This window comes from Pseudomonas sp. G7(2022), from assembly GCF_052660475.1.
Window position 1 is genome coordinate 347,990 of record NZ_CP109659.1, and the last position, 24,333, is coordinate 372,322.

General features: G+C 60.6%; 25 protein-coding genes and 1 tRNA gene. 12 read left to right on the plus strand and 14 right to left on the minus strand.

Features of this window, described 5'->3' with window-relative positions; all coding sequences use genetic code 11:
- Positions 1-9 precede the first annotated feature (9 nt).
- Complete coding sequence (locus NE357_RS01530; protein WP_169428439.1) at positions 10-759, minus strand: ABC transporter substrate-binding protein; 750 nt, start codon at positions 757-759, stop codon at positions 10-12.
- A gap of 13 nt (positions 760-772) precedes the next feature.
- Complete coding sequence (locus tag NE357_RS01535) at positions 773-1,546, minus strand: ABC transporter ATP-binding protein (RefSeq protein WP_027922189.1); 774 nt, start codon at positions 1,544-1,546, stop codon at positions 773-775.
- Positions 1,547-2,098: 552 nt separating this feature from the next.
- Here NE357_RS01535 and gabP point away from each other — a divergent pair.
- Entirely contained in the window at positions 2,099-3,490 is a 1,392-nt protein-coding gene (gabP, locus tag NE357_RS01540; protein ID WP_169428440.1) for a GABA permease, read from the plus strand.
- 70 nt (positions 3,491-3,560) lie between these two features.
- Here gabP and NE357_RS01545 read toward each other — a convergent pair whose 3' ends face one another.
- The 3 genes from NE357_RS01545 to NE357_RS01555 are packed head-to-tail and all read right to left on the minus strand — an operon-like array spanning position 3,561 to position 5,406.
- On the minus strand, positions 3,561-4,013 hold the full coding sequence (locus NE357_RS01545; RefSeq protein WP_169428441.1) for a hypothetical protein: 453 nt from the start codon (positions 4,011-4,013) through the stop codon (positions 3,561-3,563).
- 6 nt (positions 4,014-4,019) lie between these two features.
- A complete protein-coding gene (locus NE357_RS01550) occupies positions 4,020-4,433 on the minus strand; it encodes a hypothetical protein (RefSeq protein ID WP_169428442.1) in 414 nt (137 codons plus the stop codon).
- Positions 4,434-4,464: 31 nt separating this feature from the next.
- Entirely contained in the window at positions 4,465-5,406 is a 942-nt protein-coding gene (locus NE357_RS01555) for an alpha/beta hydrolase family protein (protein WP_169428443.1), read from the minus strand.
- Positions 5,407-5,670: 264 nt separating this feature from the next.
- On the opposite strand from NE357_RS01555, the gene NE357_RS01560 reads away from it, so the two are divergent.
- Positions 5,671-6,120 (plus strand): carboxypeptidase regulatory-like domain-containing protein, encoded by a 450-nt coding sequence (locus NE357_RS01560; RefSeq protein ID WP_169428444.1) that lies wholly within the window; start codon positions 5,671-5,673, stop codon positions 6,118-6,120.
- A gap of 119 nt (positions 6,121-6,239) precedes the next feature.
- On the opposite strand, the gene NE357_RS01565 is transcribed toward NE357_RS01560, so the two are convergent.
- From NE357_RS01565 to NE357_RS01580, 4 genes are all read right to left on the minus strand, one after another.
- Positions 6,240-6,315 (minus strand) — tRNA-Phe (locus NE357_RS01565).
- A 91-nt stretch (positions 6,316-6,406) separates the two neighbouring features.
- The gene (locus tag NE357_RS01570) at positions 6,407-6,679 is read right to left on the minus strand and encodes an oxidative damage protection protein (protein WP_085712761.1); all 273 of its coding nucleotides are present in this window, start codon (positions 6,677-6,679) and stop codon (positions 6,407-6,409) included.
- Positions 6,676-7,743, minus strand: coding sequence for an A/G-specific adenine glycosylase (gene mutY / locus NE357_RS01575; RefSeq protein WP_119428651.1), 1,068 nt, complete (start codon positions 7,741-7,743; stop codon positions 6,676-6,678). The genes NE357_RS01570 and mutY overlap by 4 nt, the downstream gene beginning before the upstream one ends.
- A complete protein-coding gene (locus NE357_RS01580; RefSeq protein ID WP_169428445.1) occupies positions 7,740-9,971 on the minus strand; it encodes an AsmA family protein in 2,232 nt (743 codons plus the stop codon). Before NE357_RS01580 ends, mutY begins: the two co-directional genes overlap by 4 nt.
- 354 nt (positions 9,972-10,325) lie before the next feature.
- Here NE357_RS01580 and NE357_RS01585 point away from each other — a divergent pair, with 354 nt between their 5' ends.
- From NE357_RS01585 to NE357_RS01615, 7 genes are all read left to right on the plus strand, one after another.
- Positions 10,326-11,990, plus strand: coding sequence for an OFA family MFS transporter (locus tag NE357_RS01585; protein ID WP_169428446.1), 1,665 nt, complete (start codon positions 10,326-10,328; stop codon positions 11,988-11,990).
- A gap of 291 nt (positions 11,991-12,281) precedes the next feature.
- On the plus strand, positions 12,282-12,875 hold the full coding sequence (hisB, locus tag NE357_RS01590) for an imidazoleglycerol-phosphate dehydratase HisB (RefSeq protein WP_085712764.1): 594 nt from the start codon (positions 12,282-12,284) through the stop codon (positions 12,873-12,875).
- Positions 12,875-13,513, plus strand: a complete 639-nt coding sequence (gene hisH / locus NE357_RS01595; protein ID WP_114881092.1) for an imidazole glycerol phosphate synthase subunit HisH — start codon at positions 12,875-12,877, stop codon at positions 13,511-13,513. The genes hisB and hisH overlap by 1 nt, the downstream gene beginning before the upstream one ends.
- Positions 13,514-13,771, plus strand: a complete 258-nt coding sequence (locus tag NE357_RS01600; protein ID WP_169428447.1) for a DUF2164 domain-containing protein — start codon at positions 13,514-13,516, stop codon at positions 13,769-13,771. It begins immediately after the preceding gene.
- Positions 13,772-13,813: 42 nt separating this feature from the next.
- Positions 13,814-14,551 carry a 1-(5-phosphoribosyl)-5-[(5-phosphoribosylamino)methylideneamino]imidazole-4-carboxamide isomerase gene (hisA, locus tag NE357_RS01605; protein ID WP_169428448.1) on the plus strand — a complete coding sequence of 246 codons (738 nt, stop codon included), beginning with the start codon at positions 13,814-13,816 and terminating at the stop codon, positions 14,549-14,551.
- A 9-nt stretch (positions 14,552-14,560) separates the two neighbouring features.
- Positions 14,561-15,331, plus strand: a complete 771-nt coding sequence (hisF, locus tag NE357_RS01610; protein WP_007897430.1) for an imidazole glycerol phosphate synthase subunit HisF — start codon at positions 14,561-14,563, stop codon at positions 15,329-15,331.
- Between the two features lie 217 nt (positions 15,332-15,548).
- Positions 15,549-16,304 carry a substrate-binding periplasmic protein gene (locus tag NE357_RS01615; RefSeq protein WP_169428449.1) on the plus strand — a complete coding sequence of 252 codons (756 nt, stop codon included), beginning with the start codon at positions 15,549-15,551 and terminating at the stop codon, positions 16,302-16,304.
- On the opposite strand, the gene NE357_RS01620 is transcribed toward NE357_RS01615, so the two are convergent.
- The 5 genes from NE357_RS01620 to gpmI all read right to left on the minus strand — a co-directional run bounded on the left by NE357_RS01620 (position 16,285) and on the right by gpmI (position 22,892).
- Positions 16,285-17,673: a Vps62-related protein gene (locus tag NE357_RS01620; protein ID WP_169428450.1), complete on the minus strand. Its 1,389-nt coding sequence runs from the start codon at positions 17,671-17,673 to the stop codon at positions 16,285-16,287. The two genes, NE357_RS01615 and NE357_RS01620, sit on opposite strands and share 20 nt — an antisense overlap.
- Before the next feature lie 118 nt (positions 17,674-17,791).
- Positions 17,792-18,568 carry a divergent polysaccharide deacetylase family protein gene (locus tag NE357_RS01625; protein WP_169428451.1) on the minus strand — a complete coding sequence of 259 codons (777 nt, stop codon included), beginning with the start codon at positions 18,566-18,568 and terminating at the stop codon, positions 17,792-17,794.
- A 2-nt stretch (positions 18,569-18,570) separates the two neighbouring features.
- Positions 18,571-19,890: a S41 family peptidase gene (locus tag NE357_RS01630; protein WP_085712771.1), complete on the minus strand. Its 1,320-nt coding sequence runs from the start codon at positions 19,888-19,890 to the stop codon at positions 18,571-18,573.
- A 34-nt stretch (positions 19,891-19,924) separates the two neighbouring features.
- On the minus strand, positions 19,925-21,229 hold the full coding sequence (locus tag NE357_RS01635) for a murein hydrolase activator EnvC family protein (RefSeq protein WP_169428453.1): 1,305 nt from the start codon (positions 21,227-21,229) through the stop codon (positions 19,925-19,927).
- Positions 21,230-21,365: 136 nt separating this feature from the next.
- Positions 21,366-22,892 carry a 2,3-bisphosphoglycerate-independent phosphoglycerate mutase gene (gene gpmI / locus NE357_RS01640; RefSeq protein WP_169428454.1) on the minus strand — a complete coding sequence of 509 codons (1,527 nt, stop codon included), beginning with the start codon at positions 22,890-22,892 and terminating at the stop codon, positions 21,366-21,368.
- Between the two features lie 153 nt (positions 22,893-23,045).
- On the opposite strand from gpmI, the gene NE357_RS01645 reads away from it, so the two are divergent.
- From NE357_RS01645 to secB, 3 genes are read left to right on the plus strand one after another with little or no spacing between them, the layout of a single operon-like run.
- Positions 23,046-23,459, plus strand: a complete 414-nt coding sequence (locus tag NE357_RS01645; RefSeq protein ID WP_169428455.1) for a rhodanese-like domain-containing protein — start codon at positions 23,046-23,048, stop codon at positions 23,457-23,459.
- Between the two features lies 1 nt (position 23,460).
- On the plus strand, positions 23,461-23,715 hold the full coding sequence (gene grxC / locus NE357_RS01650; RefSeq protein ID WP_169428456.1) for a glutaredoxin 3: 255 nt from the start codon (positions 23,461-23,463) through the stop codon (positions 23,713-23,715).
- A gap of 53 nt (positions 23,716-23,768) precedes the next feature.
- Positions 23,769-24,254 (plus strand): protein-export chaperone SecB, encoded by a 486-nt coding sequence (secB, locus tag NE357_RS01655; RefSeq protein ID WP_169428457.1) that lies wholly within the window; start codon positions 23,769-23,771, stop codon positions 24,252-24,254.
- The last annotated feature ends 79 nt before the right edge of the window (positions 24,255-24,333 follow it).

The following is a 24,333-nucleotide window of genomic DNA, read 5'->3' on the forward strand; positions in this document are numbered from 1 at the left end:
AGGTCAGGATCAGTAGATGCTGAACGGGAAGTACTTGTCGTTGATCTTCTTGTAGGTACCGTCGGCAACGATTTCCTTCAATGCGGCGTTCAGCTTCTCGCGCAGCGGGTCACCTTTGCGCACGGCGATGCCGATCTTGTCGCTTTCCACGACCGCGTTGCCCTTGAACTCGTAGTTCTTGCCTGCGTCGGTTTTCAGCCAGTCATAGTTGGCGTACTTGTCGGCCAGAATCGCGTCGACACGACCGGACGTCAGGTCCAGGTAGGCGTTTTCCTGAGTGTCATAGAGCTTGACTTCGATATCGCTACCGTAAGTGTCTTCAAGCCAGGTGCCGGCCAGGGTCGCGCGTTGCGTACCGATGATCTTGCCTTTGAGCGAGTCCTTGTCGGTTTTGAAATCGACGTTTTTCGGCGCGATGAACTGCAGCTTGTTCGAGTAGTACGGGTCGGTGAAGTCCACCGCGCCCTTGCGCTCGTCGGTGATCGACAGCGAGGAAATCAGGAAGTCGAACTTCTTGGCGTTCAGGGCCGGGATGATGCCGTCCCAGTCGGAAGTCACGACGCTGCATTCGACTTTCATCTTGGCGCACAGGGCGTCGCCGATGTCTTTGTCGAAACCGACGACCTGGCCACTGGCGTCTTTATTGTTGAACGGCGGGTAAGCGGCTTCGATGCCCATCTTCAGGGTCTCGGCCATGGCGCCGGCGCTGAACGCCAGGGAGACGGCGGCGGCCAGGAAGACCTTTTTGTAGTTCTGCATGCGGGTAGCTCCGTTAGCGGTTGCTGGACATGAATTGTTTGCAGCGCGCCGAAAGCGGGTTGTCGAACACCTGCTGTGGCGATCCTTGCTCTTCGACCAGGCCCTGGTGGAGGAATACCACTTCACTGGACACCTGACGGGCGAACCCCATTTCGTGGGTCACGAGCAGCATGGTGCGGCCTTCTTCGGCCAATGCGCGGATGACATTAAGTACTTCCTGGACCATTTCCGGGTCAAGGGCGGAGGTGGGCTCGTCGAACAGGATCACCTTGGGCTGCATCGCCAGTGTGCGGGCAATCGCCGCGCGCTGTTGCTGGCCGCCGGACAGCTGCGCCGGGTAGGCGTGGCGCTTGTCGGCGATGCCGACCTTGGCCAGCAGGGCTTCGGCGACTTCGATGGCTTCGGCCTTGCTCTGGCCGAGCACGCGGCGCGGGGCTTCGATGATGTTGTCGAGCACACTCATGTGCGGCCACAGATTAAAGTTTTGAAATACAAAACCAATCTCGGAGCGCAGGCGATTGATCTGCTTGCCGTCGGCGGCAACCAGTTCGCCATTCTTGGCGGCCTTGAGCTTGAGTTCTTCGCCGGCGACCAGGATCTGGCCCTGGTGCGGGTTTTCCAACAGGTTGATGCAACGCAGGAACGTGGACTTGCCGGAACCGGAGGAACCGAGGATCGAGATCACATCGCCGTCGCGGGCGGTCAGCGAGATGCCTTTGAGCACCTCAAGCTGTCCGTAGCGTTTGTGCAGGTTGCGGATTTCAAGCGCGGGCGTGGCCTCAGCCATGTGCGTTCCTCATATATGTTGCGCTCCAGCTGTTGGTTGGCCTTCCTGGCGAGGCGGCCAAGCTAGCATAGCGTTTCAATGGCAGCCAACAGCGCTACGAGCGGTAAACGGATGGCGTGTGGCAGGTTGTCGCATCAGCGCAGCAGACTGTCGCCCCGTCAACAACCGAACGGGCGTTTGACGTTGATTCCCGTGGGTGTCGCGTAAAAAAAGGCGCGATGTTGCCACCTTTGGCGGGGTGTTGGAAGCGCTATCCGGCCGAACGTTCCTCATTCGCCCTTTTATTGTGCATCCCGCACTTTTTCAGTGTGTTTCTGGTGCGCCCGTTCGTTTTGAAAAGTGAGTCGCAGGGTAACGCTTTGGCGAAAGGCCAGTATTCTCAAGGACTTGCGATGACTGTCCGGTCGTACTGAAAACCGCGGGCCAGAAGACTTTGAAACATTTTGGCGCAATTATTGCGTGCAGAATCTGGAACGCCCCGTTGGATTCTTTTTACGAGAAGGAACGCCAGACGGGCCGGACGCAATCGCTTTCCTCGCAAAGGTAGTTCCAATGAGCAGTACCCAAAGCTCCAATGGCCTCGAACAGGGGCTCAAACCGCGTCATGTGACCATGCTGTCGATCGCCGGTGTGATCGGTGCAGGTCTGTTCGTCGGCTCCGGCCACGCGATCGCCGCCGCCGGCCCGGCCGTGCTGCTGGCCTACGCCGCTGCCGGCATGCTGGTTGTGCTGGTCATGCGCATGCTCGGCGAAATGGCCGTTGCCTCGCCGGATACCGGCTCCTTCTCGACTTATGCCGACCGCGCCATCGGTCATTGGGCCGGTTTTACCATCGGCTGGTTGTACTGGTGGTTCTGGGTTCTGGTGATCCCGCTGGAGGCCAACGCCGCCGCGACCATCCTGCATGCCTGGTTCCCGAGCGTGGAGATCTGGGCCTTCGCGCTGATCATCACCATGCTGCTGACGGTGACCAACCTGTTCAGCGTAAAAAACTACGGTGAGTTCGAATTCTGGTTCGCCCTGCTCAAAGTCGTGGCGATCATCGGTTTCATCATTCTGGGTGTGGCGGCGATTTTCGGTTTCCTGCCGAACAGCCAGGTGAGCGGTGTGTCGCACATTTTTGACACCCAGGGCTTCCTGCCAAACGGCCTGGGCGCTGTATTGGGCGCGATCCTGACCACCATGTTTTCCTTCATGGGTACCGAGATCGTGACCATCGCGGCCGCGGAATCGAAGAACCCTGGCAAGCAGATTTCCAAGGCCACCAACTCGGTGATCTGGCGGATCGGTTTGTTCTACCTCGTATCGATTTTCATCGTCGTGGCCCTGGTGCCATGGAACGATCCAGCGCTGGCCAGCCTTGGCTCCTACCAGACTGTGCTTGAGCGCATGGGCATCCCGAACGCCAAGATGATCGTCGATATCGTGGTGCTGGTCGCTGTGACCAGTTGCCTGAACTCGGCGCTGTACACCTCTTCGCGCATGCTGTTCTCCCTCGGCAAACGTGGCGATGCCCCGGCCATGGCGACCCGCACCAACAAGAGCGGCACCCCTTACTGGGCGGTGATGCTGTCCACAGGCGCAGCGTTCCTGTGCACCTTCGCCAACTACGTGGCTCCGGCTGCGGTGTTCGAGTTCCTGTTGGCCAGCTCCGGCGCCATCGCGCTGCTGGTGTACCTGGTGATCGCGATTTCGCAACTGCGCATGCGTAAGCAGCGCATGGCTCGCGGTGAAAAAATCGTCTTCAGCATGTGGCTGTTCCCGGGCCTGACCTACGCGGTGATCGTGTTCATCGTGGCGGCCCTGACCATCATGTTGTTCCAGGACGCCCACCGCGTGGAAATCCTCGCGACGGGCCTGCTGAGCCTGGTAGTTGTTGCGACCGGCATGCTCGTGGCGCGTCGTCGCAAGGCAGAAAAGCGTGGTGCGGTGGTGTTGAACTGATCCGGATCGCGTAATGCAAAACGGCCGCTGTCAGCGATGACAAGCGGCCGTTTTTGTTTGCGGGCGAGGTTTATTCGCTCTTCTCTTCAGGCGCTTCGAGCGACTGGCCGTAAGTATCCAGTGCCATCCCGAAATCGGTGATGAACTGCGGCTCGCTCAACCAGGCCTGGGCTGTCTCGCGATCCATGCCATCGGCCCACATGCGATAGTCGATCAGCATGTCGGCGGCCAGGTGGGTGGCGGCCATGCCTTCGTCGTCGGCGTTTTCCATGTCCAGCAGTTCAGGATGGTCGACGATGATGAACGCCAGCTCGCGCAGCAGGGTCAGCAGCATGTCGTTGCGGCTGACGGCTTCGGCGTCGCGCATCTTGCTGAACATCGCCAGGGTGTATTCCGGGATCGGCTCGGCCAGGTGACCGAGGTCATCGTCCAGGGCCAGGGGTTTGCGGCCGACCATGCGGATCTGCTTGGCCTTGGCCTTGGCGCGTTTGGCGCGTTTCTGTTGCTTGTTCAGGGATGCCATGGGAACTCAGTCTTTCTGTTGGGTTTGTGCGGCGATCGCGTCGGACGCGGCCACATAGTCTTTCTGGAAGTCAGGCGACTCGATCCACGCCAGGGCACCGGCCTCGTCGGTCTCGGTGGACCACTGGCGGTACTCGATCAGTGCGGCGAGGATGAAATCCATCGCGCCTTCTTCACCTTCCTGTTCATACACCAGCTCCAGCAGCGGGTCCTCAAGGAATGCCGTGCACATGGCCTGCTGGCTGATCTTCTCGGCGTCGATCATTTTCTTGAACAGTTCGGTCAGGTCCACCGACTCGAAATCGATGCGGTCGTCGTTCGGGTCCAGTTCGACCGGTGCCTCGGCGCGTTTGGTGCGGTTCTGCCTGGCCTTGGTCTTGGCCCGGGCGGCGCGTTTTTGCTGCTTGTTGGCGGAAGCCATGGTGTGTGTTCCGTGATGCGTTGGAGGGGACTCAACTGCGCGGCACTTGCCGCCCCGGTGTATCGGGGGCCAGTGCGCCGGTCTGCAGCCAGGTCAGCGCGATGGGCCATAGTGTGGCTTGGTATGCGCTGCGAAAAAAGGCGAAATGTCCGACTTCTTGTTCGCCGATGTCCTGCGGCTCGATTCGCAGGTGGGTCTTTTGCGCGTTGTGGAAGTAATCGAGCAGGCGTTCGATGGCGGGAATCGTGCCGTAGGGATCGTCGCTGATGCTGATTGCCAGGGCTTTGGCCCGGACGTTGGCGAAGGGCAAGTCGGCGATTGTTCTACCGCTCGGGCGCCGCTCATAACGTGCGTCGGGCGTGCTCCAGTCGCGGACCACGCCAGCGGGCGTGTCTTCCAGCCAGCCAAGTCGCTTGCCCGGAAAATAGCCACAGAACAGCGTGACCAGCGGCATCAGCAGGTGCCATTTGCCGAACATCCGCCAGCGGTGCTCGGGCGCGTAATCGCGCCAGTAAGCGAACTGCGCGCCGACCGTCACCAGTCGTCGGATCAGATGTCCGGATGCCCCCAGGCCTGCTGCACAGCCACCGAAACTGTGCCCGACCACATCGATCGGCTGACCGGGAAACTCCCGCTGTGCTCGTTTGAGAATCGCCTCGAAATCCAGCGCGCCCCAATCCGTCCATGAAGCCTGCAAATGCCTCATCGACTTTGGCCGCGACTCACCAATGCCCCGGTAGTCGTAAATGATCACGTCGAAGCCGTTGGCGAACAGATACGCCGCGAAGCGCGAGTAGTGGCGGCAGCGCACGGACGTGGCGGCGTTGATGATCACCAGCGGGCGCTGTGGATCAGGAGACGCGTGACGCCAGGTGAAACCGCCGAGCAAATAGCCGTCGGCGGCGGGCTCGTGGAAGGGCTCGCTTTCCGCTGACAGCTGACTGAGTGGCAGTGTCGCGCTTTGTAGGTTCATGGCGATCCAGACTTTCGGGGACGGTTCGAGGATGAACTTCAAGCGGGTGGGTATGCAACGAATCGGAACGCAGTGAGTACCAAATGTGCAGGTTGATCAGGCAATCGCTAATTCGAGACGCAATGCGGCGCGAATCGTTGGTGGAGTTTTCTGTAGTCCTTTTCGTATCTACCGCAACTCCCAATCGTTCTAAAACTCACCTCACGAGACAAAATCTAAAAAGAGGTAACGATTGGGTTCCGCGAGAGCCCGGGAGTCGTCCTCATGAAACGCGTTCTTAAATTCGTGCTGCCCGTTGCCGCTGCGGCGGTGTTGCTGTTTCCGCTCATGACGCAGGCTGCAAGTCTGGAGCCGATCGACAATTCCGCTGTGCAGGCTCAGCAGCAAGAGCAAAACGGTATTCGCTATCTGGCCGGCGGGATTGGCCTGGATGAGTCGAAAGCCATTCAGCAATCCGCTGGCTACAACCTGCACATGACCTTCGCCGTCGGCATGCAAAACCTGTACACCGCCGATGTCGATGTGATGATCCAGAAAGCCCCCGGCCAAACCGTGCTGACGCTGAATCAGACCGGGCCATTGGTGTATGTGCAGTTACCGCCCGGCAAGTACACGGTCGTCGCTACCCGCAATGGTGAAACGCGTCGGGATGCGGCCGAAATAGGCGGCGGTGCAGCGCGCAATCTGGTGTTCCACTGGAACGACAACAGCTAGGGACGTTGCCGGTCGCGCCGGGATGGCGCGACCGTTGCCGATGCGTCCCTGAATCAGGCCGTCATCAAATCGCAGGCATAAAAAAACCCTGAATCTTGCGATTCAGGGTTTTCGGTATTTGGTGCCCAGAGACGGAATCGAACCGCCGACACGGGGATTTTCAATCCCCTGCTCTACCGACTGAGCTATCTGGGCAACGGGGCGCATTAAAAGGGTTTTTCGGATTTACGTCAACGACTTTTTTAAAATTTCTTAAATTAATTCCGTCGCTTACGAAATCCGGGGGTTATTCGGCCGGTGGAACGTAGCCTTCGGCCTGGGCGTATTCCTCGCCGGAGAAGTACTTGTCCATTTCGCCCTGCAGATATTTGCGGTCTTCGGCGTTCATCATGTTCAGGCGTTTTTCGTTGATCAGCAGGGTCTGGTGTTTCTGCCAGTCGGCCCAGGCCTTGGCCGAGACGTGTTCGAAGATGTCCTGGCCCTTGGCGCCCGGGTACGGCGGGCGCTCCAGACCTTCGAGTTGTTCTTTGTACTTGCGGCACATTACGGTGCGGGTCATGTCGACTCTCCTGCATTCAAGACGGCGGCCGCGCGTTCGAGCAAGGTCTTGACCGGGGCGGCGAGGCCCAGGCGCGGCGGGGTGGCGAGGTTATACCAGAGCCAGTCGGCCTCGGCCACGTGACCGCCGGCTTCCTGCACCTGAACCAGCCAGGGTTCGATGGACAGCTGGAAATGGCTGAAGGTGTGGACAAGGCTCGGCAGCGCCTGCTGCTCGCCCAGTTCCAGCGAGTGCTGCGCGGCGAGGTGTTGCAGGTCGTCGAGGTCGTCGAGTTCCGGCAGGCTCCACAAACCGCCCCACAATCCGCTGGATGGGCGACGATAAAGCAGAATCGCGCCGTCCTCGTTGGCCAGCAGCGGCATCAGCGTGCGCTTCTGCGGGATGGCCTTGCGCGGCTTGGGGATCGGGTAACGCGTTTCCAGGCCGAGCATGTGCGCTTCGCAGCCCTTCTTCAGCGGACACAGCAGGCAGCTCGGCTTGCTGCGGGTGCACAGCGTGGCACCCAGATCCATCATCGCCTGGGTGTAGGCGTTGACCCGATCCTGCGGCGTGAAGCGCTCGGCGTTGGCCCACAGTTGTTTGGCGACCTTCGGCTCGCCGGGGTAGCCTTCCTGTGCGGTAAAGCGCGCGAGCACCCGTTTGACGTTGCCGTCGAGGATTGGCGCGCGCAGGCCCATGCTGATGCTGGCAATCGCGCCAGCAGTGGACAGGCCGATGCCCGGAAGATCCGTGAGTTTCTCGACATCGCGGGGAAATTCGCCGCCGTACTGGCTGACGACGATCTTCGCGGTCTTCTGCAGATTGCGCGCGCGGGTGTAGTAACCCAGGCCCGTCCACAGGTGCAGCACTTCGTCCTCCGGCGCTTCGGCCAGGGCTTCGACCGTCGGCAGCGCGGCCATGAACCGGTCGAAGTAATTGAGCACGGTGCTGACCTGGGTCTGCTGCAACATGATCTCGGACACCCACACCCGATACGGGTTGATGTTCTGTTGCCAGGGCAAATCATGGCGGCCGTGACGGTCGAACCATTCCAGCACCGCCGTGGAAAACTGCTCCGCTCTCATCGCTTGAACAGCCCCTTCAATGCGTTTTTCAATTCAGGGCTGACTTTGTCGCCCAGTTTCTCGTCGATTTTTTCGCTGAGCTTGTCGCCGGCCAATTTGGTCGCGACCTGGCCGAGGCGCTCGTTATCCACACGACAAGCCTTGGCGCCGAGCTCCAGCGGGCCACGGCAGCGCAGCGGCCACTCGATGCCGACGAATTTCTCGCCGACCTGGCAGGCCGGGTCCGGCATGGCGCTGGTATCGCCTTCGACGATGATGCCGACGCGATAGTCCATACCCAGCACTTTCAGGTCGATGTCGCCGTCACCGTTGACGGTCATGCCAGGGATGCGCACTTTCAGGTCCGGGTTGTTGGCCACACCGTTGCGCAAGGTCAGGTTGCCCTTGAGTTCCTGGAACGGCGTGTCCTTGCCCCGCGGTTCGCCGCTCAGGGATTTGCGGTTGAGGGTGGCGATGCCTTTGCACAGTTGCTGTTCGAGGTTGGCATTGAGCAACACGCCGTTGTTGATCACGAAACTGGCGTTGCCGTTGAGGGTGTCGATCAGCGCCTGCTGGCTGTTCCCGCTACCGGTGACGGTGCTGGTGAGGTTCACCAGGCCTTTGACCGGCGGGTTCTTGCCCTGGCTTTCGAGGATTTTTTCCACCGGCACGCGGTTGATCCGGGTTTGCAGATTCAGTACCGGCGCGGTCTGGCGCACGTCCAGCGTGCCCTTGGATTCGAAGTCGCCGTTGTACAGCTCGCCGCGCAGGTTCTCCAGAGTCAGCAGGCCGCCCTGGCCGGTGGCTTTCAGTGCGGCGTTCTGGATCGGTAATTTATCGAGGGTCAACTGGCCGAAGGTCAGGTCGGCGTTCACGTCCAGTTTGCTCAGGCGCTCCACCGGGAACAGTCGCTCGGTGCTCCAGGCACTTTTGCTCGGTTTGTCCGGCAGCGGGGTGCTGCCGGCGCCGGCCATGGCATCGGCTTCGGTGCTGGCGACTTCGGTCTGGCGTGCCTGAGTGGCGCTGGCGGCTTTTTCCGATTTCGGCGGCAGGTAGCGGTCGACGTTGAAGGTGTCGGCCTTGAGGATCGCTCGCAGCGATTGCCTGGCGAAGTCTTCGACGGCGATGCGGCCGCTGAAGTTGCTGTCGTCGAGTTTCAGGTTGATGTTGTCCAGCGCCAGGCTGGTCGGTGTGGCAGCGACACGGCTGACCAGCTCGACCTTGCTCAGGCTGCCTTCGGCCATGGCCGGCAGGGTCTGGCCGATGCTGTCGACGAACTTCGCCAGATCGAACTGGGCGATGGAAATCGCGCCAGTGATCTGCGGCGTCTTGTCGAGATCGTTGGCCTTCAGCTCGCCCAAGGCGCGCAACTGGTTGGCGGAAATCTTGATCCCGGTCCATTCGGCGACGTTTGCAGCCTTGTCGAGCAACATCTGCCCCTGGGCGGAGAACGTCATGGCTTTGCCCTGCAGGGGATCACCGGTCAGTTCGCCGGACAGCTTCAGGTCTTCGAACTTGTAACGTTGCAGGGCGCGCTCGATGCGCAGCTCACCATTGAGCTCGGTGCGCACTCGCAGCACGGGCTGATTGGTGCTGAGGAATGCCGTGGCTTTGAGCGGAATGTTGGTCGAGTCGTGTACCGCGCCGGTGCTCAACTGGATGCTTTCGGCGCTGAACTGCTTGCCGGTCTGCTCGTCGTTGTATTCAACGCGGGCGTTGTTGACGGTCAGGCTGTCGATGTCGAGGCGAATCGGCTGCGGCGGTTTTTCCGGCTGGGCAGGTGTTTCGGCGACCGGTTCGCCAGCGGCAACAGGCGGGGTGCTGCCCGGCGCGGGCGCTGCAGCCGGCAGCTTGCCGATGTCTTCCCAGTTGCCGTGACCGTTCTTGTCACGGTTCAGGCGCAGGTTCAGACCTTCGACACGCACATCACTCATCTGCACTTCACGGCGCAGCAACGGCAGCACGCGTACCGACAGGCCGAGCATCTGCAGATCGGCATACGGTTCGTCAGGCTTGATCAGGGTGGCGACGCTGGCCTCGTGCAATTCCAGGCCGAGCCATGGGAACAGGCTCCAGCCGATATCGCCATTGAGCGTCAGCTCGATGTGGGCCTTGTCGCGGGCTATCTGGCGGATCTCGTCTTTGTAGTCGTTGGGATCGAAGAAGTGGGTCAGGGCGAAGCCCGCCGCCACAATGATCAGCAACAGCCCGAGAAGTACCAGACCCAGGATTTTGCCGAACGCTTTCATGGGCGAGTCCTTGTAGTTAGTCGAATTCATAATTTAGCCGGGGAGTATAGCGCTGCATGACCCTGTGCTGGTGCGGTGTCCAGAGGAACCTGTCGATCCGCGGCGTGCAGCGCTTCGACAACGGTCGGCGGGAGGGTTCCCCGGTCATCTGAGATCAGATGACTCAAAAAAGGTGATATCAGTTTGGTTTTTCTGTCACGTGCAGATGGTAACCTTCGCCCGTTCGTCCGTCCCTCTGCGACTTTTGGTCGCGCTTCAAGGAGCTCCACCCACCAACACGGTCATGCCTGCGTGCATAAAGGCCGGGGGTGAGCAGTGGCTGGCGAACGCATACTAATAATTGGGGGATACACAATGAGCACGAGCATCACGGCGGACGGCCTCAGCGCCGCCCAGCCTGCGTTCCTGTCCAAGGAACGCATCATCGCCAAGCCCGGTTTCAACCGCTGGCTGGTCCCACCGGCCGCACTGGCCATTCACCTGTGCATCGGCATGGCCTATGGCTTCTCGGTGTTCTGGTTGCCGCTGTCCAAGGCGCTGGGCGTGACCGCTCCGGTGGCTTGCGCACCGGACATGAGCTTCATCGCACAAGTCTTCTCGTCGCAATGCGACTGGCCGATCTCCATGCTCGGCTGGATCTACACCCTGTTCTTCATCTTCCTCGGCTGCTCGGCTGCAATCTGGGGTGGCTGGCTCGAACACGCAGGACCACGCAAGGCCGGTGTGGTATCGGCACTGTGCTGGTGCGGCGGTCTGCTGATTTCGGCGTTGGGTATTTATACCCACCAGATATGGCTGATGTGGATCGGCTCCGGCGTGATCGGCGGTATCGGTCTGGGCCTGGGCTACATCTCGCCGGTCTCGACCCTGATCAAGTGGTTCCCGGACAAGCGCGGCATGGCCACCGGCATGGCGATCATGGGCTTCGGTGGCGGCGCGATGGTCGGTGCGCCGCTGGCAACCGCTTTGATGAGCCATTTCGCTTCGCCGACGGGCGTGGGCGTATGGCAGAGCTTCGTCGCCATGGCCGCGATCTACTTTGTGTTCATGATCGGTGGTGCGCTGGCTTACCGCGTGCCGCCGACCGGCTGGAAGCCTGAAGGCTGGGCCGCGCCGGCGAAGAAAGCCTCGAATGCGATGATCACCCACCGTCACGTTCACGTGAATGTGGCGTGGAAAACCCCGCAATTCCGTCTGGTGTGGCTGGTGCTGTGCCTGAACGTGTCGGCGGGTATCGGCATCCTCGGCATGGCATCGCCCCTGTTGCAGGAAGTGTTCGGCGGCAAGCTGCTGGGCAACGATCTGCCGTTCGGTCAGCTGGACGCCGGTCAACTGGCGTCCATCGCTGCGATTGCGGCAGGCTTCACCGGTCTGCTGAGCCTGTTCAACATCGGCGGTCGGTTCTTCTGGGCGTCGTTCTCGGACTACCTGGGTCGCAAGAACACTTACTTTGTGTTCTTTGCACTGGGTTTTGCGCTGTACGCACTGATCCCGAACCTCGGTCACCTGGGCAACGTTGCGCTGTTCGTGGCGGCGTTCTGCATCATCCTGTCGATGTACGGCGGTGGTTTTGCGACCGTTCCAGCGTACCTGGCCGACCTGTTCGGCACGCAAATGGTCGGTGCGATCCACGGTCGTCTGCTGACTGCCTGGGCTGCCGCTGGCGTGCTGGGTCCGGTGCTGGTGAACTACCTGCGTGAGTATCAACTGAGCATCGGCGTTGAACGCGCCGCCGCTTACGACATCACTTTGTACATCCTCGCCGGCCTGCTGGTGCTGGGTTTCCTGTGCAACCTGCTGGTGCGTCCGGTGGCGGACAAGTACTTCATGACCGACGCCGAACTGGCCGCCGAACAGGCGCTGGGTCACGACAAGGGTGCTGACAGCAGCACTGTGCTGGAGTGGAAAGCCGCGCCGGGCAGCAAGCCGTTGGCAATCGCTGCGTGGCTGGTGGTGGGGATTCCGTTGGCGTGGGGTGTGTGGGTGACCCTGCAGAAGACGGCGGTTCTTTTCCACTAAGACGCTAAAGTTGCCGGCCTGAAATCTCAGGCCGGCACCAAATCCTGTGGGAGCGAGCCTGCTCGCGATGGCGGTCTGACAGTCGACAGTGATGTTGAATGTACGGCCCTCATCGCGAGCAGGCTCGCTCCCACATTTGTTTTGTGCTGTCCGAAATAGCTTGTATGCACATGTCTATCCCCGACAGCACGGGGTTCTATCCGTCAGTCATTCCACCTCTCGTGTTTCTGTTTCGGCCCCGCGCCCCTATAATGGCTGCCTTTTTCGCCCAATGATTTTGCGGAGCTGGTGATGGCCGAACGTAAGGCGTCTGTCGAGCGCGACACTCTGGAAACCCAGATCAAAGCCTCGATCAACCTTGATGGCACCGGAAAGGCCCGATTCGATATCGGTGTTCCTTTTCTTGAGCACATGCTGGATCAGATCGCCCGTCACGGGTTGATCGACCTGGATATCCAATGCAAGGGCGATCTGCATATCGACGACCACCATACCGTGGAAGACGTCGGTATCACCCTCGGCCAGGCCTTCGCGCAAGCCATCGGCGACAAAAAAGGCATCCGTCGCTACGGCCACGCCTACGTGCCGCTCGACGAAGCGCTGTCGCGTGTGGTCATCGACTTCTCCGGCCGCCCGGGCCTGCAGATGCATGTGCCGTACACTCGCGCCACCGTTGGTGGCTTCGACGTCGACCTGTTCCAGGAATTCTTCCAGGGCTTCGTCAACCACGCGCTGGTCAGCCTGCACATCGACAACCTGCGCGGCACCAACACTCACCACCAGATCGAAACCGTGTTCAAGGCTTTCGGCCGCGCGCTGCGCATGGCCGTCGAGCTGGATGACCGCATGGCCGGCCAGATGCCTTCGACCAAGGGCGTGCTGTAATGCAGACCGTCGCGGTAATCGATTACGGCATGGGCAACTTGCACTCGGTGGCCAAGGCCCTCGAGCACGTTGGCGCCGGCAAGGTGCTGATCACCAGCGATGCGGACGTGATCCGCGAAGCCGACCGTGTGGTTTTCCCCGGTGTCGGGGCGATTCGCGATTGCATGGCGGAGATCCGTCGCCTCGGTTTCGACTCGCTGGTACGTGAAGTCAGCCAGGATCGTCCGTTCCTCGGCATCTGCGTCGGCATGCAAGCCTTGCTCGACAGCAGCGAAGAGAACGACGGCGTCGACTGCATCGGCCTGTTCCCGGGCGCGGTGAAGTTCTTCGGCAAAGACCTGCATGAAGACGGCGAGCACCTGAAAGTCCCGCACATGGGCTGGAACGAAGTGAAGCAGTCGGTGGATCACCCGCTGTGGCACAACATTCCGGACCTGGCGCGTTTCTACTTCGTGCACAGTTACTACATCGCCGCGGGTAATCCGCGGCAGGTGGTCGGCAGCGGTCATTACGGCGTCGATTTTGCCGCGGCGCTGGCCGAAGGTTCGCGTTTCGCCGTGCAGTTCCACCCGGAGAAGAGCCATACCCATGGCCTGCAATTGCTGCAGAACTTCGCGGCGTGGGACGGTCGCTGGTAAATGGCTGCCAAGAAAAAACCGCCGATCCTGACCCTCACACCCGAGCAGGAAAGCGAGGCCAGCCGCAAGATCCAGCGGTTCATGGAGGATCGTTTCGAACTGGACCTGGGTTCATTCGAGGCGGCGGAAATTCTTGAGCTGTTTACCCGCGAAATTGCTCCGCACTATTACAACAGGGCGATTTTCGATGTGCAGACCCACCTCAAGGAGCGGTTTGAAAGCATCGAAAGCGACCTGTGGGCGCTCGAGAAAAACTGATTTCCGAGCCAAGCTGAACATTCAAATTTGAAGGTTTGCCAGATGCTGATTATTCCCGCTATCGATCTCAAAGACGGTGCCTGCGTACGTCTGCGCCAGGGCCGCATGGAAGATTCCACAGTGTTCTCCGATGATCCGGTGAGCATGGCTGCCAAGTGGGTGGAGGGCGGTTGCCGCCGTCTGCATCTGGTCGATCTGAACGGCGCTTTCGAAGGCCAGCCGGTCAACGGTGAAGTGGTGACCGCGATCGCCAAGCGCTACCCGACCCTGCCGATCCAGATCGGCGGCGGCATCCGTTCGCTGGAGACCATCGAGCACTACGTCAAGGCGGGCGTGAGCTACGTGATCATCGGCACCAAAGCGGTGAAAGAGCCTGCGTTCGTCGCCGAGGCCTGCCGCGCCTTCCCGGGCAAGATCATCGTCGGCCTCGACGCCAAGGACGGTTTTGTCGCCACCGACGGCTGGGCTGAAATCAGCAAAGTGCAGGTCATCGACCTGGCCAAGCAGTTCGAAGCCGACGGTGTGTCCTCGATCGTTTATACCGACATTGCCAAAGACGGCATGATGCAGGGCTGCAACGTACCGTTCACCGCTGCGCTGGCTGCTGCCACGAAGATCCCGGTGATCGCTTCCGGCGGCATTCACAACCTGGGTGACATCAAGTCGCTGCTCGACGCCAAGGCGCCGGGCATCATCGGCGCCATCACCGGCCGGGCGATCTACGAAGGCACTCTCGACGTCGCCGAAGCGCAAGCTTTCTGCGACTCGTACCAAGGCTGAGGACTGACCATGGCGCTGGCCAAACGCATCATCCCTTGCCTGGACGTGGACAACGGCCGGGTCGTCAAAGGTGTGAAGTTCGAGAACATCCGTGACGCCGGCGATCCGGTGGAAATTGCCCGTCGCTATGACGAGCAGGGTGCCGACGAGATTACCTTTCTCGACATCACCGCCAGCGTCGATGGCCGTGACACCACACTGCACACCGTCGAGCGCATGGCCAGCCAGGTGTTCATCCCGCTGACCGTCGGCGGCGGCGTGCGGACCGTGCAGGACATCCGCAACCTGCTCAATGCCGGTGCGGACAAGGTGTCGATCAACACCGCTGCCGTGTTCAATCCTGAATTCGTCGGCGAAGCGGCGCAGCATTTCGGCTCGCAATGCATCGTCGTCGCCATCGACGCGAAGAAGGTCTCCGGCCCGGGCGAAACCCCGCGCTGGGAGATCTTCACCCACGGCGGTCGCAAGCCGACCGGTCTCGACGCCGTCGAGTGGGCAAAGAAAATGGAAGGCCTGGGTGCCGGTGAAATCCTCCTGACCAGCATGGATCAGGACGGCATGAAAAACGGCTTCGACCTCGGCGTGACCCGCGCCATCAGCGATGCGCTGGGCATTCCGGTGATCGCATCCGGCGGCGTCGGCAACCTGCAGCACCTGGCTGACGGCATCCTCGAAGGTCACGCCAGCGCGGTGCTGGCGGCGAGTATTTTCCACTTCGGCGAATACACCGTTCAAGAAGCCAAGGCCTATATGGCTCACCGCGGCATCGTAATGCGTTAGGCTCTGCGCGAAAACTGCCTGCGCGACGATCATGCTGCGTTAAAAACAGGCTCGGAATGCTCATGTAGGTCCCCTACACTCCGCTTCCTCGCCTGTTTTTGCCTTGCCTGATCGCCGCTCGGCGAGTTTTCACGCAGACCCAAAACAATACAGGCCAGTGGACAGCATGGCGTACCCAAGGCACTCTTGGGCACGCCATGGATTTCGGTAGCCCGACATGATCAAACGCCTGCTTCTCGTCCTCGCCAGTGCCTCCGTGTTGTTGATCAACACCGGGTACGCCGAAGAAAGTCCCGACACCGATCTGGTGCTCCTCACCGAAAACTTCCCGCCGTACAACATGGCGAAGAACGGCAAGAATTTCGCCCAGGACGAAAACATCAATGGCATTGCCACGGACATCGTGCGCGAGATGTTCAAACGTGCCGGCATCACCTACAGCCTGACTCTGCGCTTCCCCTGGGAGCGGGTCTACAAGCTGGCGCTGGAGAATCCCGGTTACGGTGCGTTCGTCATGGCGCGGCTGCCGGATCGCGAAAAACTGTTCAAGTGGGTCGGCCCGATCGGCCCGGACGACTGGGTCATGCTGGCCAAGGCCGACAGCAAGATCACCCTCGAAACCCTCAATGATGCGCGCAAGTACAAGATCGGCGCCTACAAAGGCGATGCGATTGCCGAGACGTTGACCAAACAGGGGCTGAAGCCGGTGGTGGTGCTGCGTGATCAGGACAACGCCAGAAAGCTTGTCAGCGGCCAGATTGACCTGTGGGCCACTGGTGATCCTGCCGGGCGCTATCTGGCTCGACAGGATGGCGTGACCGGATTGAAAACCGTGCTTCGCTTCAACAGCGCCGAGCTGTACCTGGCGCTGAACAAGGACGTGCCGGATGCAACCGTTGCCCGGTTGCAGGCTGAGCTGGATCAGATGCGCAAGGAAGGCGTGGTCGACGAGATCATGGGGCAGTATTTGTAACGACTCCTTCCTCTGTCGTCGGCTGTGGGGCGAGACCGATATCGTGGCTGTCACGGTCTGAATGGCTTTCGCTTGAAGGTGGCTCTGTCGCCAATTGCGGAGTGAAGGTCAGCGTGCTGTCGGTTTCTGGCGGATACTCGGTCAAGTAAAGGCTTTCATCATCGGTGTAACTCATGCTCACCGCTACATGAGTGCCGTCCGTGCGCCTCAACGTATAGAGACTTTGTACCTGGTAGATCGCCACGGCCTTGTTTTTGGCAGCCATGGCGACGATGTCCAGTGGGCGGGATTCATTCCAGCCGTCGGGTGATGTCTCGCAGTAGGTAAAGTCCTTGTACAAATGCGCCGAGTAGCGGATGGCACGGCCTGCGCCCGAAGGCATCGCTGGCCACGCTTTCGACACTTCGATAGAGGTGAGGCGACTGAAAATCTGCTGCATCTGCGGGTTCTGGGCACGAATTGCTTTCCACTTGAACGGCCGTGGCAGATCACTCGTGTTGTGACCGTGTCCCACCAGTACATACTGATCCGAGCGTTCCAGATGGTAGAACGGGGAGGTAGATAATTGCTCGCCAGGAGACAGATGATCGGTTACCGCGAACCACGGAATTCGCACGGTCTGTGTGACCTTGGCCGGTGCCAGTTCCGGGGGCGCTCCATACCCCGAGAGTTTCGGAGCCTCGGGTGCCGGTACTGACTGCCGGGGAATCTGCATTCGCAACGCATAGGCGATGGAGTTCACAGGTCTGGAGTGGCTCTGGACACCGAAGAATGTGCCCGGAGCAAAATAGATTTCGCCTTCGGCTGCCTGCGGAGGATCGATGTGCCAGGCGCTGAAGTTCTGTCTTGCGCCACTGCCTTTATCGTCCCAGATCAAATGGCCGACGGTCGTGGCGATGACCAGATCTTCCCGCACGCAGCGGATCGCATTGAGTAATGGCTTGTCGCGACCATTGGAGCAGACAAGTCCCATGGCCACGTAGCCGGAAGGAGGGATCGGGCGCCACACCGTGCAGTCGGCGGCGGCTCCGGAGTTGGAGTCCCTCCAGACTTTTTCATAGTCCGTGGGCGGGCTGAGTGCTTTGCTTCGGGAGGCGTCGTCACCTTGCAGCTCACCTTCACAGACGACGGCCACGATTCTGTTTCCGTTGATATTTTCATATCCGGTCACGGCCAGATCCCCAAGCGGGAAGTACCCCGGCAGCAGGTCAGGGGCGGGGGTCGGGCGCCAAAAGCTTCCAACCGAGGAGCCGGAGCCTCGGCTGTCCCAGATCCGATGGAATTCGCTGGTGAAATTGATCAGCAGATTGCCGAACCGGATCGGTTCCATTCGCTGCGCGGGTAATGTGTTGCTGTCGATGCCTGTCATAGTCAGTCCTGAAGTTTGAAAGGCGACTCACAAGAGTCGCTAACCATTGCAGGGCTGACTATCCAGACGCGGGCGAGTCGTCAGGCAATAACTATGTGTAGCGGTTGTATCAGGGCGTTTATCGGTAGACACCGTTTTTGCCGTGCGCGGTCGTAGCGCGATTGCTGCGCACGCTGATCATCTGCTTGATGTCGATCCACTCGATGCCTTGAGCTTTCAACTTAGGCAGTTCTCGCTCCAGCACGGCCAGGGTCTGTGGATAAGGATGGCCGATCATTACCGCCGAACCCTGTTTGCGCGCCAGATTGATTGCGGTCTGCAACTGGGTGTAGATCGCCGCTTCGGTGCGCTCGTCATCGAGAAACACGTCCCGGGAAACACTTGCCAGATCGATCTTCTGTGCCTGTTGCGCAGCGACGGTCTGGGCACTGGTGCGGCTGTCGACGAAGAACTTGTGACGGCGCTGCAGTTCACCCATCAACCAAGCCATCGCCACCGGTTGCGCCGTCATGCGGCTGCCCATGTGGTTGTTGATGCCGGCGGTGTAGGGGACCATTTTGAACGCGGCGTCGAGACGCTTCTCAAGCTCTTCGATGGGCAGTTCGGGATGCCAGGCGAATGGACCGGTGGCCGGGTCCATCGGCATGTGCAGGATCACGATCTTGCCGGCACGATGGGCTTCGCGGGCGAATTCGGTGGCGTGCGGGGTATCGGGCATGATTGCCGTGGTGACCGGCCCCGGCAGGGCCAGCACGCGGCGATCCCGGGGCAGGTTCTGCCCCAGGTCGTCGATGATCAGTGTCAGGTAGGCTTTTTGTGGTGTCGGTCTGGCAGGCTCTGCGTGAGCAGCACCCGCCAGACAGCACAGCAGGACAAAGACGAAACGCAAAGACATCCTCAACGGCCGGACGTGATGCTCAGGCCTTTGAGCAGGCTCAGGGCCTGGGCCAACTGGTAATCGTCATCCTGCGGCATGGCTTTCGGCTTGCCGCCGGAGCCGGTCGGTTTGTCCGCGCCGCCGTTGCCGTTGCCCAGGTGACCCTGCAGGTCGGCTTCCTTGAAGTAGTCGCCGTCCGCTTCGTTGGTAATCTTGGCCTTGCGCACTTCGATGTCCGGGACGATACCCTGGGCCTGGATCGAGCGGCCGTTCGGCGTGAAGTACAACGCGGTGGTGATCTTCAGCGCACGGTCGTTGTTCAGCGGCAGCACGGTCTGCACCGAACCCTTGCCGAAACTGGTGGTGCCCATGACCACGGCGCGTTTCTGGTCTTGCAGGGCGCCGGCGACGATTTCCGAGGCCGAGGCACTGCCCCCGTTGATCAGCACGACCATCGGCACGGCTTCGCTTTCGTCCTTGCCGGTGGCGGAGAAGCGCAGTTCGGAGTTGGCAATCCGGCCCTTGGTGTAGACGATCAGGCCCTTGGTGATGAAGTGGTCGACCACTTCCACCGCTGCCTGCAGCACGCCGCCCGGATTGTTGCGCAAGTCGAGGATGATGCCGTTGAGCTTCTTGCCGTTGTCCTTGCGCAGCTTGGCCAGGGCCTTGGAGACTTCCTCGCCGGTCTTGACCTGGAACTGGGTGATGCGGATCAGGCCATAACCCGATTCGAGCAATTGCGCCTTGACGCTCTTCACCTGGATCACTGCGCGGGCCAGGGTTACGTCGAACGGCGTACCGCCGTCACGGACCAGGGTCAGGGTGATTTTCTGGCCGATCTTGCCGCGCATCTTGTCCACGGCTTCGGTCATGGTCTGGCCGCGGGTCGGCGCGCCATTGATCTTGACGATGAAGTCACCGGCCTGGATGCCGGCCTTCGATGCTGGCGTATCGTCGATTGGCGACACGACTTTGATGAAGCCGTCTTCCGAGCCGACTTCGATACCCAGGCCGCCGAACTCACCGCTGGTGCTTTCCTGCAGCTCGGTGAAGTCTTCCGGGCCGAGGTAGGCCGAGTGCGGGTCGAGATTGCTGAGCATGCCCTTGATGGCGTTTTCCAGCAGGGTCTTGTCGTCCACCGGTTCGACATACGCGGCCTTGATCCGGTCCATGACCTCGGCAAAGGTGCGCAGCTCTTCCAGCGGCAGCGGGGCCTTGGACGTCGCGGCAGTGCCTGCCGGAGCGACAGCCGGAGCCGGTTGAGCGGCAAACGCCAGAGGCGCGCCGATCACCAGGGCGATCGTCAGGGCCAGCGAGGTAAGACGGGACAAATGCAGCATGTCGAACGAACTCCTAAAGTTGGTGACTCAACGCCTATCCTTGCGCGCGGCACCATTGCGCCGGATCACTCGGGTGACCCTGCTGACGAATTGCGAAATACAGCGCTGGTGTGTCCTGCCCGCCACTGTTACCGACAGTGGAGATGGACTCACCGGCTTTTACCACGTCACCAGCCGACTTCAGCAGCGTCTGGTTATGACCGTAAAGACTCAGAAAACCATTGCCATGATCGAGGATCACCAATAGCCCGGCACCGCGCAACCAGTCGGCAAACACCACGCGCCCGCCATGTACGGCGTGCACCTGGCTGCCGGCGGAGGCGCTGATCATCACGCCATCCCACTTGGTGCGGGCATCGTCGCCACGGGTTTCACCGAAACGTGCCAGCAGTCGACCATCAACCGGCCATGGAAGTTTTCCCCGGGTGGCAGCAAAAGGGCCGCCGAACGTCTCGCCGCTGCTGGAAACCAGCGCGCCAGGTGTGGGTCTGACTTGTTTTCGCGGGGCGTCGCTGGTGTCCGAGTCCGCGTCGGCACGGGCCTGGGCCTCACGCAAACGCTTTTTTTCGGCTTCCTGCTGGGCGATGAGCGCTTTCTGCCGCGCTTCTTCTGCCTCACGGGCCTGGCGGGCCAGGGTTTCTTCAATGGTTTTAAGGACTTTAGACAGGTCTGCCTGATCCTGCTCGCGGGCGGCCAGTTTCTGGTCGCGCGCTTTTACGTCGTCGTTGAGCCTGGCCAGCACTTGCTGGCGCTCCTTGCGAACCTTTTCGAGGGCGTCGCGCTGGGTGTCGAGGTCGCTTTTCTGCACCAGCAACTGGGCTTGCTGGGAGGAGATGTCCTTTTCGACATTGGCCAGCTGACGCAGGGTTTCGTTGAAGTTTTTCAGCTGCTCCAGGCGGGCCTGGCTCAGGTAGTCGTAATAGGTGAGGGTACGGGCGAATTTCTCGGGATTCTGCTGGTTGAGCAGCAGCTTGAGGTATTCCTGCCGGCCGTTCTGATAGGCCGCGCGGGCCTGGATGGCGATCAGTCGTTGCTGTTCAGTGCGCGCGCTCTGGAGTTTTTTTTTCTCTGCATCGAGCCGCTGCAGCTCGGATTCACTCTTCTTCAGCTCTTTTTGCAGGGCGTCGACCTGTTTCTCGAGCTTGCCCATCTCGGTTTCGGTGCCCTTGAGCTCTTTCTGGACGCCGGATTTTTCCTCCTGGAGCTTGCCCAGCAGTTTTTTCAGCTCGGCGATGTCCTGACGCGTGGCGTCCAACTGTTGTTGGGTTTGCGCACGCTCGTCAGCGAAGGCCGGTTGGAGCAGGCATGTCAGAGCGAGGGCGATCAGGACGCGAAGCATAAGGGCGGGCGGTACCAGGGTAAGGGACGGCCTAGTATGCCCGCCCCACGCGGCAAAAAAAACGCCTCAAAGCCAACTGCTTTGAGGCGTTCGTCATAAAAAGCCGTTTCAGGCTGATTACAGGGCGTTTTTGATATCAGACCAGAATCGAAGTGCCAGTCATTTCCACCGGTTTTTCCAGACCCAGCAGTTTGAGCATGGTCGGTGCCACGTCCGCCAGCACGCCGCCTTCACGGACCTTGAGGTCGCGTTTGCCGACATAAATGAACGGCACCGGCTCGGTGGTGTGCGCGGTGTGCGCCTGGCCGGTGGCTTCGTCGGCCATTTGCTCGACGTTGCCGTGGTCGGCGGTGATCAGCGCTTCGCCGCCGACTTTTTCCAGGGCATCGACGATCCGGCCGACGCAGGTGTCCAGGCATTCAACGGCTTTCACTGCCGCTTCGAACACGCCGCTGTGGCCGACCATGTCGCCGTTGGCGTAGTTGACCACGATCACGTCATAGCGCTGGTTCTCGATGGCCTCGACGATGCGGTCGGTGACTTCCGGCGCGCTCATTTCCGGCTGCAAGTCATAAGTGGCGACTTTCGGCGACGGGATCAGGATGCGCTCTTCGCCCGGGAACGGCTCTTCGCGACCACCGGAGAAGAAGAAGGTCACGTGGGCGTATTTTTCGGTTTCGGCGATGCGCAGCTGGGTCTTGCCGTTTTTCGCCAGGTAGTCGCCGAGCACGTTTTCCAGGCTGCCCGGCGCGAAGGCGGCGGGGGCCGGGATGCTGGCGGCGTATTGAGTCAGGCCCACGTACTGCACTTTTGGCTGGCGTGCGCGCTCGAATTCCTTGAAACCGTCTTCGACAAACACGCGGCTCAGCTCGCGTGCGCGGTCGGCGCGGAAGTTCATGAACACCACGGCGTCGCCGTCTTCGACCTTCACCGGCTCACCGATGCTGGTGGCCTTGACGAACTCGTCGCTCTCGCCACGGGCGTAAGCGGCCTCCAGACCTTCCTGGGCGGTGGCGGCGTTGAATTCGCCCTTGCCATCAACGATCAGGTTGTAGGCCTGGGCCACGCGATCCCAACGGTTGTCGCGGTCCATGGCGTAGTAGCGGCCGATCAGGCTGGCGATGCGGCCCTTGCCGAGGGCCTGGAAGGTCGCGTCGAGCAGTTCGATCGACGATGCGGCGCTTTTCGGCGGCGTGTCACGGCCGTCGAGGAAGGCGTGCAGGTAGATTTTTTCGGCGCCGCGCTTGAAGGCCAGTTCGGCCATGGCGATCAGGTGATCCTGATGGCTGTGAACGCCGCCATCCGACAGCAGGCCCATGAAGTGCACGGCCTTGCCGGCGGCCACGGCCTTGTCCACGGCGGCGCAGATGGTCGGGTTCTCGAAGAACTCGCCGTCGCGGATCGCTTTGGTCACACGCGTGAAGTCCTGATACACCACGCGCCCGGCGCCGAGGTTCATGTGGCCGACTTCGGAGTTGCCCATCTGGCCGTCCGGCAGACCGACGTCCATGCCGCTGCCCGAGATCAAGCCGTTCGGCACGGTGGCCCACAGGCGATCCAGCACAGGCTTTTTGGCCGCATAGACGGCGTTGGATTCGGGGCTGTCGCTGTGACCGAAGCCGTCGAGAATCATCAGGACCAAAGGTTTAGGCGTGGTAGTCATGGAATCCACTCGTGGCTAATAAAGAAGAGGGCGATGGAAAAGGGAGTTGGAGTTTAAAGCGAAGTTCCGGCGGCGTCACCGCCGGACGGGGTTTGGCCCACCATAGTGGCTGTGTATACTGGCCGACATTTTAACGCCCTGGAACCTCCTTCGATGGTTGCTCACCTGATTGAATTTGCCACTAACCACTACATTCTTGTCGGTATCTTCGTCGTACTGCTGGCTTTGCTGCTGGCGCATACGGTGCAGGGCGGCGGTAAAAGCCTGAGTACCGGCGAGCTGACCGCACTGGTCAACAAGGACGCCGGCGTGGTGGTGGACATCCGTCCGAGCAAGGAATACGCCGCCGGTCACATCGTTGGCGCGGTGAACATTCCCCAGGACAAACTGGCCGCCCGTATCGGCGAGCTGGAAAAACACAAGGCCAAGACCATCATTCTGGTCGACGCCCTGGGTCAGACTGCCGGCACCCATGCCCGCGAGCTGATGAAATCCGGCTTTACCGCCGCCAAGCTGTCCGGCGGGATCTCCAGCTGGAAAGGCGACAACCTGCCACTGGTGAAGTGATATGAACGACGTCATCGTCTATTCCAGCGATTACTGCCCTTACTGCTCGCGCGCCAAGTACCTGCTCGCGAAAAAAGGTGTGGCCTTCGAAGAGATCAAGGTCGATGGCAAGCCGCAGGTGCGCGCCGCCATGGCCCAGAAGGCTGGACGTACGTCCGTGCCGCAGATCTGGATCGGCGACACCCACGTCGGCGGATGTGACGATTTGTACGCCCTGGAGCGCGCCGGCAAGCTGGACGCGCTGCTCAAGGCCTGAACTGCTGCACCTCACCAAGAACCCAAAAGACCCAAGATCAGAAAGGATCTGAGATGACTGACCAACAGAACACTGCAGCCAGCGAAGAAGAAACCGCACCGCAATTCTCCTTGCAGCGCATCTATGTACGCGACCTGTCCTTCGAAGCTCCGAAAAGCCCGGCGATTTTCCGTCAGCAATGGGATCCGGCGGTCGCTCTGGATCTGAACACCCGCCAGAAAGCCCTGGAAGGTGATTTCTACGAAGTCGTGCTGACCCTGTCCGTCACCGTGAAAAACGGTGAAGAAGTGGCCTTCATCGCTGAAGTGCAACAGGCCGGTATCTTCCTGATCAAGAACCTGGACGCGGGCTCGATGAGCCACACCCTGGGTGCGTTCTGCCCGAACATCCTGTTCCCGTATGCTCGCGAAACCCTGGACAGCCTGGTGACCCGTGGTTCGTTCCCGGCCCTGATGCTGGCCCCGGTGAACTTCGACGCCCTGTACGCGCAAGAGCTGCAGCGCATGCAGGAAGCCGGCGAGACTCCGACCGTTCAGTAAGCGGTCTGGCTCCACCCAATGTGGGAGCGAGCCTGCTCGCGATTACGGAGGGTCAGATGACATCGATGTCGTCTGACGC